At 66.3% G+C, this 17550-nt stretch carries 13 protein-coding genes, 1 pseudogene and 1 riboswitch; of the genes and pseudogenes, 8 read left to right on the top strand and 6 right to left on the bottom strand.

Annotation, left to right across the window (positions count from 1 at the left end; all coding sequences use genetic code 11):
• Positions 1-4 precede the first annotated feature (4 nt).
• From ABZ293_RS36195 to ABZ293_RS36185, 3 genes are all read right to left on the bottom strand, one after another.
• Positions 5-1489, bottom strand: a complete 1485-nt coding sequence (locus tag ABZ293_RS36195) for a biotin carboxylase (protein ID WP_355188242.1) — start codon at positions 1487-1489, stop codon at positions 5-7.
• A 2-nt stretch (positions 1490-1491) separates the two neighbouring features.
• Positions 1492-1665, bottom strand: a complete 174-nt coding sequence (locus tag ABZ293_RS36190) for a hypothetical protein (protein WP_355188220.1) — start codon at positions 1663-1665, stop codon at positions 1492-1494.
• 229 nt (positions 1666-1894) lie between these two features.
• A complete protein-coding gene (locus ABZ293_RS36185) occupies positions 1895-2449 on the bottom strand; it encodes a CGNR zinc finger domain-containing protein (protein WP_355188218.1) in 555 nt (184 codons plus the stop codon).
• Between the two features lie 35 nt (positions 2450-2484).
• On the opposite strand from ABZ293_RS36185, the gene ABZ293_RS36180 reads away from it, so the two are divergent.
• Positions 2485-3399, top strand: coding sequence for an AEC family transporter (locus ABZ293_RS36180; protein ID WP_355188216.1), 915 nt, complete (start codon positions 2485-2487; stop codon positions 3397-3399).
• 82 nt (positions 3400-3481) lie between these two features.
• Here ABZ293_RS36180 and ABZ293_RS36175 read toward each other — a convergent pair whose 3' ends face one another.
• Positions 3482-3778 (bottom strand): nitroreductase/quinone reductase family protein, encoded by a 297-nt coding sequence (locus tag ABZ293_RS36175; RefSeq protein WP_355188214.1) that lies wholly within the window; start codon positions 3776-3778, stop codon positions 3482-3484.
• A gap of 362 nt (positions 3779-4140) precedes the next feature.
• Here ABZ293_RS36175 and ABZ293_RS36170 point away from each other — a divergent pair, with 362 nt between their 5' ends.
• From ABZ293_RS36170 to ABZ293_RS36150, 5 genes are all read left to right on the top strand, one after another.
• Positions 4141-5781: a GMC family oxidoreductase gene (locus ABZ293_RS36170; RefSeq protein ID WP_355188212.1), complete on the top strand. Its 1641-nt coding sequence runs from the start codon at positions 4141-4143 to the stop codon at positions 5779-5781.
• Positions 5782-5791: 10 nt separating this feature from the next.
• Positions 5792-6184, top strand: coding sequence for a hypothetical protein (locus ABZ293_RS36165; RefSeq protein ID WP_355188210.1), 393 nt, complete (start codon positions 5792-5794; stop codon positions 6182-6184).
• A gap of 57 nt (positions 6185-6241) precedes the next feature.
• Positions 6242-7675 (top strand): cytosine permease, encoded by a 1434-nt coding sequence (locus tag ABZ293_RS36160; RefSeq protein WP_355188208.1) that lies wholly within the window; start codon positions 6242-6244, stop codon positions 7673-7675.
• Positions 7676-7786: 111 nt separating this feature from the next.
• Entirely contained in the window at positions 7787-9289 is a 1503-nt protein-coding gene (locus tag ABZ293_RS36155; RefSeq protein ID WP_355188206.1) for an aldehyde dehydrogenase family protein, read from the top strand.
• Positions 9290-9494: 205 nt separating this feature from the next.
• Positions 9495-11021, top strand: coding sequence for a PucR family transcriptional regulator ligand-binding domain-containing protein (locus ABZ293_RS36150; RefSeq protein ID WP_355188204.1), 1527 nt, complete (start codon positions 9495-9497; stop codon positions 11019-11021).
• 387 nt (positions 11022-11408) lie between these two features.
• On the opposite strand, the gene lpdA is transcribed toward ABZ293_RS36150, so the two are convergent.
• Positions 11409-12782 (bottom strand): dihydrolipoyl dehydrogenase, encoded by a 1374-nt coding sequence (gene lpdA / locus ABZ293_RS36145; RefSeq protein WP_355188202.1) that lies wholly within the window; start codon positions 12780-12782, stop codon positions 11409-11411.
• A 91-nt stretch (positions 12783-12873) separates the two neighbouring features.
• A pseudogene (locus tag ABZ293_RS36140) lies at positions 12874-12969 on the bottom strand (lipoyl synthase); the annotation flags it as partial.
• A 242-nt stretch (positions 12970-13211) separates the two neighbouring features.
• Positions 13212-13319, top strand: a riboswitch (glycine riboswitch).
• A gap of 123 nt (positions 13320-13442) precedes the next feature.
• Here ABZ293_RS36140 and gcvP point away from each other — a divergent pair.
• Positions 13443-16412 carry an aminomethyl-transferring glycine dehydrogenase gene (gcvP, locus tag ABZ293_RS36135; RefSeq protein ID WP_355188200.1) on the top strand — a complete coding sequence of 990 codons (2970 nt, stop codon included), beginning with the start codon at positions 13443-13445 and terminating at the stop codon, positions 16410-16412.
• Positions 16409-17542 (top strand): glycine cleavage system aminomethyltransferase GcvT, encoded by a 1134-nt coding sequence (gcvT, locus tag ABZ293_RS36130; RefSeq protein WP_355188198.1) that lies wholly within the window; start codon positions 16409-16411, stop codon positions 17540-17542. Before gcvP ends, gcvT begins: the two co-directional genes overlap by 4 nt.
• Positions 17543-17550 lie beyond the last annotated feature (8 nt).

Here is a 17550-nt window from a genome sequence, read left to right as displayed (position 1 = left end):
CTGCTCACGCTCGTGCAACGAGCCGCGAGACGATCGGCGTGGCCGCCGCACCCGACGCCAGGGGTGTTGAGGCGAACTGCGCCTCGATGCCTTCGATCCAGCGCCGGGCGTGCTCGGTGAGCTGGTAATCGTTGGTCTGCAGGTGCCCGCGGGTGACGAGCACGCCGAGTTGGGCGCCCTTGCAACGTAAGTCGCCAGGCGCCGCGACGCGCATGTAGAAGGCCTCGGACTCGTCGACCAGCGAGTCCCAGTCGTTGCCCCAGCGCGCAAAGGAGATGCGCCCGTCGTCGTCGAGGTGCCACACACCTGTGCGTGGGGCCGCGGTCAAGAGCTCGAGATCCGGCGAGGTCTCCGTGATCATCAGCTGACCCCAGACCTCGTCTTCGCCATAGCCCCGCTCCCAGCGCGCGTTGATCTCCTCGACGTCGAGCTCGTAGTCCACGTCCATGTACTCGAGCAGGTGGAAAAGGAACAGCGGCATATCGGCGTAGGCCTCGGTGGTCAAGTTCGTCATCGTGCTTACCCCGCTCACGCGCGGGTTCACCTCGCCGAGGTAGAACTCGTCCGAGTCCAGGTCGTGCAAGAGATCCACCTCGAAGTAGCCGCAGTACCCCTCGCGGCGCAGGACATCGCCCAGCTTTCGCACCATCTCTCGCACGGCGTGCGTCTGTTCGGGCGGCAGCACCCCGCGCCAGATGTCATTGCCGCACCAGCCGCCCTTGTACGGAGTCAGCTCTGGGTAACCGACGAGACTCGTCATCGCGGTGCCGACCACGGTGCCGTGCCGGGTCACGGTGCCCTCGAGACACACCTCGACATTGCGGATGCGCTTCATGACTTTGACTTCCTGCTCGACCAGGTCACCGGCGTAATGGTCCCAGTCGCGTTGACCGCGCAGAAAGAACGTCTCCGTGCCGGCGTCGCCATAAGCGGCCTCGACGACGAGGTCATCTCCCAGCCCAGCGCTCTTCGCGAGCGTCAGCAGTTCATCGTAGGAGCCGACCCGTCCGATCACGTTGGGCACGCTCGGCACGCCCGCCTCCTCGGCCAGGCGCGTCATGACGATCTTGGAGCCCAGCCGATGGCGTAGCGCCGCCGACGGGTGCATGACCTCGAGCCCCGCCTTGTGCGCGAGGGCCTGGGTCTCCTCGTCGAGCATCACAAAGCAGGCCTTGCCACCGGGCCCTCGGTGCGCGATGAACTCGAGTGTCTCGGGATCGCACAGGAGGTGGTTGCACACGTCCTCCATGCCCCCGAAATCCCTGCGGTCGCGCCGCCGGGGCACGAACACGCGCGGATGTGCGCCCTCGAAAGAGTCGAAGTACGTCAGGTAGAAGAAGTTCCGTACCCAGCGGTCGATGCCTAATAGGTTGAACGGGGTCGGCGAGATGAAGTACAGCGGTACGGCGTTGGTGTGAAAGAACGCACGTACGTCCGAGACGCCGTTCAGCAGGCGGCGCGGCTCGGGCTCAGGCCCGCCGGCGTGCACGGTCACGTCAGCCGCTGCGACATCGACGCCTGGGCCTGGCGCAGAGACCGCGGCAGGGGCGCTGCGGTCAGCGCGACGGTGGTGGTCTCACATACCTCCACACCACAAGTCTGCACCTGCCCATAGCCGTGTGGAAGTGCGGAGTGCCCCAGTACTTCGAGTACTGGAAATCTCATGTGGTGCATCAGATTCGACGACTGGGCGAGCGATGTGTTCGCATGGGTCGCTGGCATCTACGGCGCCGCCCCCATCAACGATGGGCGCGCCGCCGCCGTTTCGCTGTTGCTGCGGCGAAGGCGATGGCCCCGCTCGACGTCTCGAGCTGTGGGCGATGGTCCAGGCAGTGCGTCTGGTCAATACCGGAGCGGTGGCCTGGGAATGTCAGTGTTGTACCGTCTTAGAGCATTATTCAGCGGGAGCTGGGTGCCTTGTGCTGTGGCGGGCTCGACGGCGGTGCCGGTCCACGGCGTCGGCATTGCTGCAGCGGGTCGAGCAGTAGGCGCGGCGACCGTTGCGGCTCGTGTCGACGAACACGCGTAGGCATCCCGATCGCCCGCAGGCGCCGAGCCGATTGCCCTCGGCCTCGACCGTGAAGATGGCGAGGCTCCCCGAGGTAACCGACATGATCCGGCCGACCACATCGTCCTCGTCCGGGGTGAAGTGCAGGTGCGGACGCAATCCGTTGTGCGTGGTCAGGTAGACGCCCGCGGCGCCGTCGACGAGCAGTCCGTTGATCGCGTGGCAGCGCGTCTCGACGTCGGGTGCCGCGAAGACGGCTCGCAGCCGGACCGCCCAGCGGCGCAGCGCGATGACCGCGGCGGGCGACAGCTCCGGCCGCCGGATGTCGTGGTGCCGGAGCACCGCCTCCAGGGCATCGAGCGACCAGTCCGTCCTCGCACGCAGGTTGACGATGTCGGCGGCCAGGTAGACCCCCGTCATATTGTCATGGTTGAACTGCATAGAGCCATTACATCAGGGTGGACGGTGTGTATCTAGTGACCACCGCGATCGTTCCCGTCGTCCTCGTTCTCGTACTCGGCGCGGTCCTGCGCCGCTGGGCAGTGACCGATCCCGGATTCTGGCGTGGCCTGGAGTGGATGAGCTACTGGGTCTTCACCCCGGCGCTGTTCGTCGGCTCCATCGCGCGCACCGACCTGACGTCGGTCTCGCTCGGCCTGCTGGCTCTGGGGCTCGCTGTCCCGATCCTCGGCACCGGACTGCTGGTGATCGCGCTGCGAAGGGTGCTGCGGGCCGACGGTCCGCAACTGACGTCGCTGGTGCAGGGCAGCATCCGCATCAACACCTACATCGGGCTGGTGTTCGCCTCGGCGCTGCACGGCGCGGACGGGGTGGCGACATTCGCGATCGCTGCTGCGGTGGTGGTTCCGCTGGTGAACGTCATCTCGGTGACCACGCTGTCGATCTACGGCAACGAGGAGTCACCGGCGCACCGGGGCGGGCCCTGGCGGGAACTGGCCGCCAACCCGCTCATCCTGGGTTGCGTCGGTGGCCTGGCGCTCAACCTGCTGGGTATCGGTCTTCCGGTGGTGGCGGCCGCGCCGGTCGACATGCTCGCCTCTCCGGCGCTGCTGTCCGGGACGCTGGCCGCGGGCGCGGCGATTACCCTGCAATTCCGGCTACGCGACGCGCTCGACATCGGGATGGCCTCGATGCTGAAACTGGTGGCGTTGCCGCTGGCCGCTGGCGCGATCGCGCACACGGTGGGTGTCACCGGCGCCGCTCTGGCGAGCGTCGTCATCATCTGCGCCCTGCCGACCGCGCCCTCCGCCTACATTCTCGCCACCCGGATGGGCGGCGACTCACGGCTCATGGCCTCCATCACCGGTGTGCAAACCATCCTTGCCACCGCAACCCTGCCCGCCGTGCTCACTGTCGTCGGAGTACTCTGAGCCGCGACCCCCTCCCTGCCTTCACCGTCGGCGACCGCGTGGGGCGACTGCGGCCACCAGCAGAGATTGTCAGTGCAGCCACTCAGGAGATCCGGTCGTGTGGATGTACCTGGATATTGCGATACCACTGGGCTTTCGTGCCGAACCTCGAGACGATGACGAACTCGCCCGGCGCGGGCCGATCGACGACTTCGAGTACGGCGAATCGGCGATCGCCGGATGTGCGCCCGATGTGTTGCACCATCAGAATCCGCGTGCCGAAAAGGAATCCGAGCCCGGCTCGGTAGAGCCGGATGGGCGCGCGCACCAGCCATTTCGCCCTGGACTGCAGCGATCCACCGCGACCCCATGCGTTCGCGGCGCGCACTCTGGTGTTCATGGATCGCCACTGACCAACCCCGGGTGGTCTTCGCTGCCGAACAGCGGAATTGTGAGCGTGTCTTCGAGAGCGGGAAGGTCCGCCGGCGGTGTTTCGGGGGTCGATCCGCGGCCCCACACCTGGCCCGCCGGTTGGGTCGAGGGGCGAAGGGGCACCGCGGTGGCCCGTGCCACGAAGTCGCGTTAATTGCGCATTTCGTCTCGTTGTGCGTATGCACAAGACAGGTTCGCCGGTTTGTTGCGGATCGACGCTAGCCGGCGAAGTGTGACCCACGCATCATTGCTCGTGACACCCCGATCCGGGGAAGGACCCATGGGCGCGACCGGCTTCGGCTGGGCCTGAGCTGACCAGGAGCACAGCCGATGAACACACAGCACATCGACTACGACACCGCCGAAGGAGTCGACGTCCTCATCGTGGGCGCCGGAGCAGCTGGCGGCGTGGCAGCACTCGAGTTGGCCAGCAGAGGCCTGAAGGTCGTGTGTCTCGAGCAGGGAGACTGGAACCTGCCCGACGACTTCACCGGCGACAAACCGTCCTGGGAGCTCACCCGCCTGAAGCAGTGGAACTCCAGCCCGAATGTGCGCCAGAACCCGGCCGACTATCCGGTCGACGCCACCGAGAGCCCGGTCGAACCGCTGATGTTCAACGGCGTCGGCGGCAGCACGATCATGTTCTCCGGGCACTGGGTTCGCGCGATGCCGTCGGACTTCCGGGTCAAGACGCTCGACGGCGTGGCCAAGGACTGGCCATTCACCTATGCGGATCTGCGACCGTTCTACGACGAGGTCACCCACCATATCGGCGCGTCCGGGCTGGAAGGCGACCCCGCCTATCCGGATCCGCACACCTTTCCGCTGCCGCCGCTGCCGATCGGCAAATACGGTGTAGTCGCGGCCAAAGGGATGGACAAGCTGGGCTGGCACTGGTGGCCGGCACCGAATGCCATCGCGTCGCGCAACTTCAAGAACCGCCCGGCCTGTCTGCGCTACGGCGCGTGTGAATCCGGATGCCCGACCGGAGCCAAGGCCAGCACCGACCTCACACACTGGCGTGACGCGATCGCGCTGGGTGCGGTGCTGATCACCGGTGCCCGGGTCAGCCAGCTCACCGTGAACGACCGCGGCCTTGTCACCGGCGCCGAGTACATCGACCGCGACGGGAACCTGCAACACCAGGCGGCCCGAGTGACCGTGATGGCCGCGAACGGTGTAGGCACACCGCGCCTGCTACTGAACTCGACCTCGTCGCTCTTCCCCAACGGCCTCGCCAACTCCTCCGGGCTGGTGGGCAAGCGTCTGATGACGCACCCGTACGCCTCGGTATACGGCGCCTACGACGAAGAGCTCGAAACCTGGCTCGGCCCGGCAGGACAGGCGCTGCAGTCGATGCAGTTCTACGAGACCGACACCGACCGCGGTTTCGTGCGGGGAGCGAAGTGGAACCTGATGCCGACCGGTGGCCCGCTCGCCCACACCCTGTGGGAGCGGGGGCAGGACTGGCGTGGGGGTTTCGGACCCGCCTTCCACAGCCGCCTCGAGCGCACGTTCGGGCGCTACACCGAATGGGGGATCACCACCGAAGACCTGCCCGACGAGCACAACGCTGTCGTGCTCGACCCAGACGTCACAGACTCCGACGGGATCCCGGCCGCGAAAATCCGCTACACCATCGGTGAGAACTGTGAGCGAATGCTCAAATTCAACGTGGAGCGGGCGATCGAGGCGCATCAGGCCGCCGGGGCTGTCGAAGTCCACTCGATCCCAGTGGTACGCCACAGCGCCTGGCATCTGCTCGGGACGGCCACCATGGGCACCGACCCCGCCACCTCGGTCGTCGATCAGTGGGGTCGGGCACACGACGTACCCAACTTGTTCATCATCGACGGCAGCGTCTTCGTCACCTCCACGGGTGTGAACCCGACCGCGACCATCATGGCGATTGCCCTGCGCTCGATGCGGCACCTCGCCGACACCCGCCACAGCATCCAGACCGCGTTCTAAGGACAAGATGATGCTCGACTCCGACCAGCGCCGCACCTTCGCGCTTCTCGCCGACACACTGATTCCCGCGTCCGGCTCCATGCCCTCGGCGAGCGCCGCCGGAGTACCCGACGCGTTGCTCGACCAGGTTCTCGGCTACCGGCCTGATATCGCAGAAGCATTCGCCGCCGCGGTTACCTCGTGCACCGGCAAAGACCCCGAAGCCGCTCTCGATGAGCTCGCGGCGCACCGGCCCGACCAGTTCGAGGCGCTGACGGTGCTGACGGCGGGCGCGTACTTCCTCAGTCCCGCCGTGAAGGCCGCCATGCCCTATGCCGCGGCACCGCGTCCGGCCCGCGAGGACATGGACTCCTACGTCGATCTTCTCGCCGACGTTGTCGAGCGCGGCTTCGTCATCCGCTGATCAAGCCCGTCACCACAATCTCCAAACCTGCCCCGGGTCCAGCGAAAGGGAACAGCAGTGAGTGAAAATCACAGCGGGCGTGAAGAATCTGTCTCCACGATCGAATCGGCCACCATCCAACCGATCCCGCACGACCAGCGCCACGGGCGCAACCGGGACATGTTCACGATCTGGTTCGGAACCAACATCATGATCCTGGCGGTCGTCACCGGGGCGTTGTCGACGACCCTCTTCGGGCAGCCCGCCTGGTCGGCCGCGCTGGCGGTCATCGCAGGAAACCTCTTCGGTGCGATCTTCATGGCGCTGCACTCTGCTCAGGGGCCGCGGCTGGGTGTTCCACAGATGGTGCAGACCAAGGGCCAATTCGGTTCGCTGGGATCGATTCTCATCGTCGCAGTCGTCGTCTTCATGTACCTCGGGTTCTTCATCTCGATACTTGTCTTCGGCGGGGAATCCCTTGCATCAGCCTTACCCTTCCTGAACGGTAAGGCCGGCATCGTGGTGCTCGCGGCGATCAGCGTCTGCGCGACCATCTGGGGTTACACCCTGATCCACGCCTATGCGCGCATCATGACGTGGGCGTCGGGGCTGGTTCTGCTGATGGCGTTCGTCTGGGCGTTCATTGTCCACCCTGTGCCCACTGACTTCTTCAGCACGGGCACCGCGACGCTGGCCGGCTTCCTGAGTACCTTCGGGGCGTGTGCGGTATGGCAGATCGCCTATGCCCCATATGTTTCCGACTATTCGCGCTACCTGCCGGCAAAGACGGGCTCGCGGCCGGCATTCTGGATGAGCTACTGGGGCACCAGCATCGGCTCGATTTTGCCGATGTTCCTCGGGGCAGGCGTCGGATTGCTGCTCCCCGACACCGACCCGGTTATCGCCCTGACCCAGGCCACCGCAGGGATCAGCGTCGTGGTGGTTGTGGTCTTCAGCATCGGAGTCGCCGCTACGAACGCGATGAACCTGTACTGCGGCACGCTGAGCACGATCACGATTGTGCAGACGATCTTGCCGCGCTTCAATCCACGCGGCCGCGAACGTGCTTTGATCGCCACCGGACTATGCGCGCTGGCCGTGAGCGTCGCACTCACCGCGGGCAGCGACTTCGTCGCCACCTACAACAGCTTCCTGGTTCTGCTGCTGGGTTCGCTCGTCCCGTGGACCGCCGTGAATCTGGTCGACTACTACCTGGTCCGGCATGGGGACTACGTCGTCGAGGACTTTTACAAGCGCGACGGCGGTCGCTACGGCCGGGTCAACTGGCCTGCGGTCGGCTGCTACCTCGTCGGTGTCGCTGTACAACTCCCGTTCATGATCATCGGAACCGACTTCATCGGACCGATCGCCAAGATGCTCGGCAACACAGATATCTCGTTCATCGTCGGATTGGCTGTCGTCTCACCGCTTTACTACTTCACAGCCACGGCTTTTGCGCGCCGCAGCAATCGTTCCGCCGCACCTGTCGCCTCGGCGGTGGAGCAGTGGTAGGGAACCCACGACACGGCTTCACCCGCATGAACCACCCCACCGCTGCGTGACCGAAACGAAGAACCTACCTACAGGCGCCGGACCGGGCGCAGAAAGTACAGGCGAATGATCATGGCATCAACTGAAATTGGGCAATTCACCGTTCGGCGTCCCGCTCCAGGTCAGATCCCGGTCGCTGACGTGCCGCCCGCGCGCCACTTCATCGGCGGATCGTTTGTCCCGAGCTCGTCCACCGAGGTCATCGACGTCCTCGATCCGACCACGGAAAATGTCCTCGCATCCGTCCCAGCAGGAACCGTCCAGGATGTCGATTCGGCCGTGGCGGCGGCCGTCGAGGCGCAGAAATCGTGGGGCTGCACCACACCGAAAGAACGATCCGAGGTGCTCTCTCGGATCGCGGACATCGTAGAAGCCAACCGCGAAGAACTCGCACTGCTCGAGTCCACGAATACCGGCAAGCCCCGCAGCGTCGCCGAAGACGATATCTCCAACACCATCGACACCTTCCGGTTCATGGCGGGGGCGGGGCGGACGATGACTTCGCTGGCCGGTGGAGACTACGCGCGAGGACACACCTCGGTCATTCTCCGCGAACCGGTTGGAGTGGTCGGGGTGATCACGCCCTGGAACTATCCGCTGCTGATGGCCGCATGGAAGATCGCCCCCATTCTGGCCGCCGGAAACAGCGTGGTGCTCAAGCCATCCGAACAGACCCCGCTGTCGATACTGAAGCTGGTCGAGCTCGTCGCCGGACACATCCCCGACGGGATCGTCAATATCGTGACCGGCCGAGGCCGCACAGTGGGACAGCGCCTGGCCGAACACCCCGACATCGCACTTGTCGCGGTGACGGGAAGTGTTCTCAGCGGCCAGGCAGTCGCAGAAACTGCCTCACGTTCGGTCAAACGCGTCCACCTCGAACTCGGTGGCAAAGCACCCGTTGTCGTCTTCGCCGACGCCGACCTCGGTGCGGCCGCGGCCGGAGTGCGTAACGCCGGATTCTGGAATGCGGGCCAGGACTGCGGTGCAGCCTGCCGGGTGCTGGTGCACGAATCGGTGGCGGAAGAGTTCACCGAACTCCTGGTTCGGGAAGTCGGCAGGCTGGTAGTCGGCGCGCCGGCCGCCGGGGACGACGTCGAAATCGGTCCTATGGTTTCCCGCCCACACTTCGAGCGCGTACGGGACTCGCTTGCCGAGGCGAGGGCGGCCGGCCTGCACGCGGCCATCGGCGGCGCGGTCCTGGACGGCCCCGGCTACTTCATCGAACCGACCGTGTTCAGCGACGTGCCGGCCGGGGCGCCGATTACCCAGCAGGAAATCTTCGGCCCCGTCGTCACGGTCGAATCGTTCAGCACCACCGACGAGGCGGTTGCCAGGGCCAACGAGACACCGTACGGACTCGCGGCGTCGGTATGGACCCGGGACGCGGGCCTCTCCCTCGACGTGCCCAAGCGGCTCGACTTCGGCACCGTCTGGGTCAACTCGCACCTCGTGTTCGCATGCGAGGTGCCGTGGGGTGGGTTCAAGGGATCGGGCTACGGGCGCGACCTCTCGCTCTACGCGCTCGACGACTTCTCCCGGACCAAACACGTCATGATCAACCACGGCGCATGAGCCCTGGATACGAGCATTTGAGCCCGAGGTGACACCAACACGAAGGCGCTGAGATTCCAGTCCACAGAAAGGTGGAGCGGTGTCCCCGGCACTGCCGGAACACCGCTCCACCCGTGCCTGGACGCGAGTAGCAAAGACGCAAAAATGACGATCTGTTCTATTCGATCGCACAAACGGCTTGGTCACCGATGCTTAAGATGTGATCGTGGCAATCACTATCGGCGAGCTCGCGGAGATCCCGCACCTCCAACTCGATGTGCACTCCGGAGCGGCAGGTCTGGGACGTGAGGTCACGTGGACACATGTCACCGATCTCCCCGAACCCTGGCGCTGGGTGACCGGCGGCGAGTTCCTGATGACCAACGGTATGTCGTTTCCGAAATCAGCAAAAGCGCAGGCCGACCTGCTGCGACAGCTCGCCGCGAAAGGAGTGGCCGGCCTCGGGATCGGCGAGAACATGTACTGCCCGCCGCTTACCAAGGCGGTTTCGACGGTCAGTGACGAACTGGGGTTTCCGGTGTTGTGGATCCGGTATCCGCTGCCCTTCGTCGCCATCTCGCGGGCCGTCGCGGAGGCCACCCTCCTCGATCAGTCGCAGCGGCTGAGTCGCACGGTCCGGATGTATGACCTGATCCGCCGCCGCACCGCTCATGGCGCCGACCCGGCAGCCCTATTGTCTGCGCTGGCACGCGAGCTGGGATGTGAGATCCAGGTATGCGAACGCGCGACCGGCGAGCCGTGGTTCCCGGACTCGCCGCCGCTGGATCCGACGGTCAGCGACGCCATCGCGGCACTGTCGGACTCGTCGAAGAACGTGGCCGGAGGAGCATACGGCCTTCCGTCCATCGGTGACCGTGCGGCCATGCTCACCGACATCCCTCGGCACGCGGGGGCCGCATTGGTCGCGCTCAGCGATCCGAAGGTCAGCGTCGACCCGATCCAACTCCAGCACGCGGCCACCGTCGTAGCGATCGAACTCTCCCAAACACGGCTCATGCTCGAACACGAGCGGCGGTACAAGTCGGGATTACTCACTCAGATGCTCGAAGGGCGGATGGACATTCCCGCTGTCGCCGATCAGCTCGCCGAACTCGGCCTGGATCCGGCGTCCGCGGTGCTGGTCGCCGCCCACAGCGACGACACGAATCGCATGCTGGACCTGCACAATTCGTTGTGGCGGCGGTCACTGCCCTATCTGTGCCGGCTCCGCATGGACACAGCCCATGTTCTGGTACCCGATGGCCCCGACACCGACGCCGTGCTTATCCGAGCGCTCGGCCCGACCGCCCGGATCGGAGTAAGCGGGAAAATCGGTTCGCTCAACAGGTTTCAGGATGCGGCCCGGGAGGCTTCCTGGGCGTTGTCGATCGCGGAACGCCGGGGAATCGTCGTGTCTCGGTACGGCAGCGCCGTACCCTGGATCGGCCTGTCCGACGTGGCCGACGCACAGACCCTGCTCGACCGCATCCTGCGCCCGGTCCTGGACTACGACGAGAAGCACCAGTCGCAACTCGTTGAAACCCTCGACATGTTTCTGCAGAACCAACGGTCGTGGCAACGGACCGCACAGGCCATGCACATCCACCGGCAGACGGTGATGTACCGAATCCGGAAGGTGGAGGCGCTCACCGACCGCGACGTGGCGGACACGAACTCACTGACAGAGCTATGGCTGGCCGTGCGGGCAGCCGAGCTGCTCTCAATTCCAAGGACCGAGACAAAGTCCGAGTAGACATGTGAAGTAACCCGCGCGGATCATCCACCCGCGATCCGGGCCACCACCCAGCCACGCCGCGACAATCAACTGGCCACCGAACCGTCACCCAGGACACGCCTGTCGAATAGGGGGTCAGGTCCAGGTTGTCGGGTGGCCGAGGTAGCGGCCGCATGCGGTGTCCAGGGCGTCTTCGGGCCCCGGCGGGCGCGCATCCGCCGTAGCGTAGCCGCATCAGTGACTGAGTCTCGACGTCGGCGAGATATCCTGTGACGTAGGCGAATTGGGCGCGGAACCGTACATCGACACCAGCCAGTTGCGGCCATCGTTCGCGGGCGCGTTGGGACAACCGCAGCTGCAGTGATGTTTTCGTGGACTCCGACGGGTCCCCCCACCGGGGTAGGGCTACCCGTGTACGTGCAGGGGCTTGCCGGAGACGGCCAGCAACGCCTCGCCCAGCGCCTCGCCCTGCGTGGGATGGGCATGCACGAATTTCGCGGCCTCGCCCGCATTCGCCTTCAGGTTGTAGAGCAGCTGTGCCTCGCCGATCAGCTCGCCGACCCGATCGCCGACCATGTGCACGCCGATCACCGAATCATCCGGCGCTACCACGAGTTTGACTGCTCCCGATGTCTTGAGAATCTGGCTCTTGCCGTTGCCCGCGAGGTCGTAGGTCACGGTCTTGATCTCCTCGCCGAACGCCTCCCGTGCCCCGGCCTCGGTCAGGCCGACCGAGGCCACCTCGGGGTGTGAGTACGTCACGCGGGGGATGCCGGTCTCGTCGATCGGGTCGGGGCTCAGGCCCGCGATCTCCTCGGCGACGAAAATGCCCTGCTGGAATCCGCGGTGAGCCAACTGGAGTCCGGGCACGATGTCGCCGACCGCGTACACGTTCGGCAGCGCGGTGCGCAGTCGCTCGTCGGTGGTGACGAAGCCGCGGTCGAGAACGATGCCCGCCTCCTCGTAGCCCGTCGCCGCGGTGTTCGGACCTCGACCCACCGCGACCAGCACGACGTCGGCATCGAGAACGTCGCCGGACCCGAGGGTGACGCGCACGCCGGCGTCGTCCCGCGCCACCTCGGTCACCCGGGCGCCCGTCTTGGCGGTGATCTTGCGCCGCCGGAAGGCCCGTTCGAGGTACTTCGAGAGGGCCTCGTCCTCGTTCGGGACCAGCCGCGGCAGCGCCTCGACGATCGTCACCGAGGCGCCGAAGGACGCCCAGACACTGGCGAACTCGACACCGATGACGCCGCCGCCGAGGATCACGGCCTTGGCGGGGACCTCGGGCAGGGTCAGGGCCTGGTCGCTGGTGATCACTCGGCCGCCGATGCTGATCCCGGGCAGCGACTTGGGGTACGACCCAGTCGCGAGGATCACGTCGGTGCCGGTGATCAACTCGCCGTCGACCTCGACGCCGTTCGGTGCGACGAACCGGCCGCGGCCGTTGACCACGTGGATGCCGTACGAATCGATCAGGCCCTGCAGGCCCTTGTGTAACCGGGTGACGATGGTGTCCTTGTAGCTGAGCACCTTCTCTGCGTCGATGCCGCCGAACGACGCATCGACGCCGAATTGCGAAGCCGTGCGGGCGTTGTCGGCCACTTCGGCGGCATGCAGTAGCGCCTTGGTGGGAATGCACCCGCGGTGCAGGCAGGTGCCACCGAGCTCGTTCTCCTCGACGAGGATGACCGAGCGGCCGAGTTCGGCCGAGCGGATGGCGGCGGCGTACCCGCCGGAACCGCCGCCGAGAACGACCACGTCTGCGGATCGTGAGGTCATGTGAATACTCCTGGTGTGGAATGTGAAAGCTGTGTGGCTGAAGGCGCATTTCGTGGATCTACCGGGAATCGGCGGCGGCCATCGCCTCGGGTTCTACGCCGGTGCCCGGGCTCTGCTGGCGAATCTGGCGCACCGTTTCGGCATACAGCCAGGAGCCGCCATCCGGTAGATCGTCGCGAGCGACGCCGGCCGGAAGCAGTGTCAGCAGGGGAAGAGGAGGCATGCCCTCGATACCTTGGCGGGACTTGGTATCTGGACGCCGAATGCTCGGTGTGTGCGGTCACACCTGAGCGAGTTCCAGACCGAGGATGCCAAACGCTGATGCGTTTTGGCAAGGGGGATCGGTGGTCGAGTGGTCCCGAGAGGTCGGTGGCAGACAAACCTCGGGGGAGTGTGTACTGTTCTGCAAGTCACAACTGAAGACGCCGATGACGCGCAGCGGGAGAACCTCCGAGTTTCAGACTTCTGAACTCCGAGGCGCCGTAGGAGCAACTTCCTCCCCGGGAATCTCTCAGGCCCCAGTACCGCAGCGCAGAGGCAACTCTGGAGAACAGGAACGGCCGCAGGCCGGTACTTACCGAAGGTGAAGAGCAACGCCGCAGTGCGGCAATGCCCAAACTCTCAGGTTTCAGGACAGAGCGGGGAGGTGCCCCCTAGTCGATGTCCGGTGCGGTCCGGACAGAGCGAAACCGGAGTCACCTCGTGCCAGTCGAAACCCGCATTGCCCCCAATGGTGGGCCCTCTACCAGCGACTTTCCCTCGCGTCACATCGGTCCCGACGCCTCCGCAGCACAGCACATGCTCGCAGCACTCGGCTACGAGACGCTCGATGAGCTCATCGACGCCGTGGTGCCGGACCAGATCCGCAGCGAGAAGGCCATGAACCTGCCGGCGGCCCGGAGCGAGCCGCAGGTCCTCGCCGACCTGCGTGCCCTCGCCGACCGCAATCAGACCCGTGTCCAGATGATCGGTCTCGGCTACCACGACACCGTCACACCTGCGGTTTTGCGGCGAAACCTGCTCGAATCGCCGGCCTGGTACACCGCCTACACGCCCTATCAGCCGGAGATCTCCCAGGGCAGGCTCGAGGCGTTGCTGACCTTCCAGACGTTGATCGAGGATCTCACCGCGCTCCCCGTGGCCGGGGCCTCCCTGCTGGACGAGGCCACCGCCGTGATGGAGGCCGTGCTGCTCATGCGGCGGGCGAACAAGTCCAAGTCCGGCGCGAACCGGGTGATCGTCGACGCGGACTGCCTGCCGCAGACCCTCGCGGTCGTCCAGGGGCGTGCCAAGTCGGTCGGCATCGAGGTGCTGGTCGCGGATCTCTCCAGTGAATTGCCGGACGGCGACGCATTCGGTGTGGTGTTCCAGGCGCCGGGCGCGAGCGGCGCCGTGCGCGACCTGTCACCGCTGATCGCGGCCGCGGGCGAGCGCGGCGCACTGACCACGGTGGCCGCTGACCTGCTCTCGTTGACGATCTTGACGCCGCCCGGAGAACAGGGCGCCGACATCGCGGTCGGATCCGCGCAGCGCTTCGGCGTGCCACTGTTCTTCGGCGGCCCGCACGCCGGCTACATGGCCGTGCGCACCGGGCTCGAGCGCATGCTCCCGGGCCGCCTGGTCGGGGTCTCCGTCGACGTCGACGGACAGCCCGCCTACCGGCTCGCGCTGCAGACCCGCGAACAGCACATCCGCCGCGACAAGGCGACCAGCAACATCTGCACCGCGCAGGCACTGCTCGCCAACGTGGCCGCCATGTACGCGGCCTACCACGGTCCGGAGGGTCTGCGCGTCATCGCAACCCGCGTCCACCGCCATGCCGTGACGATTGCCGAGAGCCTGCGGGCGGCCGGCCACCAGATCGTGCACGACCGCTTCTTCGACACCGTGCAGGTCCGGGTGCCGGGTCGGGCAAGGGAGTTCGTCGCCAATGCCGATCGCCTCGGCATCAACTTGCGCCTGGTGGACGACGACCACGTCGGCATCTCCTGCAACGAGTGCACCACCGACGACGTGGTACGTCGCGTCGTGGCCGCCTTCGGCGCGATGGTGACGGCCCTGCCGACCGCGGTCGCCGGGCTGCCGACCGAGCTCGAACGCACCTCGAAGTTCTTGCAGCACCCCGTGTTCCACGAGCACCGTTCGGAAACCGCAATGCTGCGGTTCCTGCGGAAGCTCTCGGACAAGGATCTCGCCCTGGACCGCACCATGATCCCGCTGGGGTCGTGCACGATGAAGCTGAACTCCGCGGTAGAGATGGAGCCCATCAGCTGGCCCGGATTCGCCGGCATCCACCCCTACGCGCCCGCCGAGCAGACCGGCGGGTACCTGGAGCTGATCGGCGACCTCGAGCGGTGGCTCGGGGAGATCACCGGATACGATCGAGTCTCGTTGCAGCCCAACGCCGGATCTCAGGGCGAGCTGGCCGGACTATTGGCGATCCACAGATACCACGAGTCCCGCGGCGAGAGCGGCCGCAAAATCTGTCTCATCCCGCAATCCGCACACGGAACGAACGCTGCCTCGGCGGTCCTGGCCGGGATGCAGGTGGTCGTGGTGGCCACCGCGGCCAACGGCAATATCGACATCGACGATCTGCGCACCAAGATTGCGGTCCACGAGGGCAAGGTCGCCGCGATCATGCTCACCTACCCGTCCACTCACGGCGTATACGAGAACGACGTGCGCACGGTCTGCGACCTGGTGCATCAGGCCGGCGGTCAGGTGTACATCGACGGCGCGAACCTCAACGCGCTGGTCGGCCTGGCCCAGCCGGGCAAATTCGGTGGCGACGTGTCACATCTGAACCTGCACAAGACCTTCTGTATCCCGCACGGCGGCGGCGGACCCGGCGTCGGACCGGTCGCGGTGCGCGAACATCTCGCCCCGTTCCTGCCCGGGGACCCACTCGGCGGCGGCGACGGGGGAGCGCCGGTCTCGGCCGCGAACTACGGCTCGGCCGGTATCCTGCCGATCACCTGGGCATACCTCGCGCTGATGGGCCCGGACGGCCTGACCAGCGCCACCAAGACCGCGGTGCTGGCGGCCAACTACGTCGCGAAGTCGCTCGACGCGCATTTCCCGGTGCTCTACACCGGACCGTCGGGTCTGGTGGCGCACGAGTGCATCCTCGACCTGCGCGCCATCACCAGGGAGACGGGTGTCACCGCCGAGGACGTGGCAAAGCGACTGATCGACTACGGATTCCACGCGCCGACGCTGTCCTTCCCGGTGACCGGCACCCTGATGGTCGAACCGACGGAGTCGGAGGATCTGGCCGAGCTGGACCGGTTCATCGAGGCGATGGTCGCGATCCGGCAGGAGATCGATCTGGTCAGCGACGGGGTGTGGCCGCTGGAGCGCAGCCCGCTGCGTCAGGCGCCGCACACTGCAGAGCAGGTCACTGCCGATGAGTGGACGCTGCCCTACCCCCGCCACACGGCCGCCTTCCCCGTCGCCTCCCTGCGCGCCGCGAAGTACTGGCCACCGGTACGTCGGATCGACGGGGTACATGGGGACCGCAACCTCGTCTGCTCCTGCCCGGCGCCCGAGGCCTTCGAAACCCCGACCAACCAGAACGACACCGGCACCTCGGCGAACGCCGACATCCGCGAGGAGGCTTTCGCATGAGCGAGCGCAGCGTTTCGTCCGTCTCGACATCCCCCGTATCTCCGCTGCTCGAAGAGCACGCCGACCTCGAAGCAAGCTTCACCGACTTCGCCGGCTGGCAGATGCCACTCAAGTACGGCAGCGAGCTCAGCGAGCATCGGGCCGTGCGCAGCACTGCCGGGCTCTTCGACCTTTCGCACATGGGCGAGATCGTGATCACCGGCCCCGCCGCCGGTGCGCTGCTCGACTACGCGCTTGTCGGCGAACTCTCCAAGATCGGCATCGGGCGGGCGAAGTACTCGCTGCTGTGCAACGCCGACGGCGGAGTGATCGACGACCTGGTCGTCTACCGGCTCGCCGACGAGCACTTCCTGGTCGTGGCCAACGCGTCCAACGCACCGACCGTGACACGTGAACTCGTCTCGCGCGCCGAGGGATTCGATGCCGAGGTCGACGACCAGTCGGCGCAGACCGCGCTGATCGCCGTGCAGGGTCCGGCCGCCCAGGACATCGTGCAGGCACTGGTGCCGGACGAGCAGGTCGCAGTCGTAACGGAGCTGAAGTACTACGCGGTCACCCCAGCGTCGGTCGCCGGCATCGACGTGTTGCTCGCCCGCACCGGGTACACCGGCGAGGACGGCTTCGAGCTGTACGTGCCCAACGAGCAGGCGGTGCGGCTGTGGCGGGCACTGCTCGACGCGACCGCGGACCGTGGCGGTGTGCCGGCCGGTCTCGCCTGCCGCGACACCCTGCGGCTCGAGGCGGGCATGGCGCTGTACGGTCACGAGCTGACCCTGGACACCAACCCGTACGAGGCCGGACTCGGCAAGGTGGTCCGGTTGGGCAAGGAATTCGTGGGACGCGATGCGCTGCAGGAACTTTCGGAGCGGCCCATCGAGCGGGTGCTGGTGGGACTGAAGGGCACCAGCCGACGAGCGGCCCGCGCCGACTACACCGTGTACGACGCGGCGGGCGGGACGGCGGTCGGTGTCGTCACCTCTGGTGCGCTCTCGCCGACGCTCGGCTACCCGGTCGCGCTCGCCTTCGTGGATGCGGCTCTGCAGGAGTCCGGGACAGAGCTGACCGTCGACGTCCGCGGCAAGAAGGAACCCTTCGTAGTCACTCCCTCGCCCTTCTATCGCCGCTCCTGAAGCCGGAG

The sequence above is a fragment of the Nocardia sp. NPDC005998 genome, from assembly GCF_040614395.1.
In the GTDB taxonomy this organism is placed as follows: Bacteria; Actinomycetota; Actinomycetes; order Mycobacteriales; family Mycobacteriaceae; genus Nocardia.
This window is presented reverse-complemented; position numbering and strand designations above follow the sequence as displayed.

What these genes read in the sequence shown, in the direction of transcription:
- ABZ293_RS36190 (WP_355188220.1), bottom strand. Translation starts at nt 1,665, where the DNA reads ATGAGATTTCCAGTACTCGAAGTACTGGGGCACTCCGCACTTCCACAC.
- ABZ293_RS36185 (WP_355188218.1), bottom strand. Translation starts at nt 2,449, where the DNA reads ATGCAGTTCAACCATGACAATATGACGGGGGTCTACCTGGCCGCCGAC.
- ABZ293_RS36175 (WP_355188214.1), bottom strand. Translation starts at nt 3,778, where the DNA reads ATGAACACCAGAGTGCGCGCCGCGAACGCATGGGGTCGCGGTGGATCG.
- ABZ293_RS36170 (WP_355188212.1), top strand. Translation starts at nt 4,141, where the DNA reads ATGAACACACAGCACATCGACTACGACACCGCCGAAGGAGTCGACGTC.
- ABZ293_RS36165 (WP_355188210.1), top strand. Translation starts at nt 5,792, where the DNA reads ATGCTCGACTCCGACCAGCGCCGCACCTTCGCGCTTCTCGCCGACACA.
- ABZ293_RS36155 (WP_355188206.1), top strand. Translation starts at nt 7,787, where the DNA reads ATGGCATCAACTGAAATTGGGCAATTCACCGTTCGGCGTCCCGCTCCA.
- lpdA (WP_355188202.1), bottom strand. Translation starts at nt 12,782, where the DNA reads ATGACCTCACGATCCGCAGACGTGGTCGTTCTCGGCGGCGGTTCCGGC.
- gcvP (WP_355188200.1), top strand. Translation starts at nt 13,443, where the DNA reads ATGTCCGGTGCGGTCCGGACAGAGCGAAACCGGAGTCACCTCGTGCCA.
- gcvT (WP_355188198.1), top strand. Translation starts at nt 16,409, where the DNA reads ATGAGCGAGCGCAGCGTTTCGTCCGTCTCGACATCCCCCGTATCTCCG.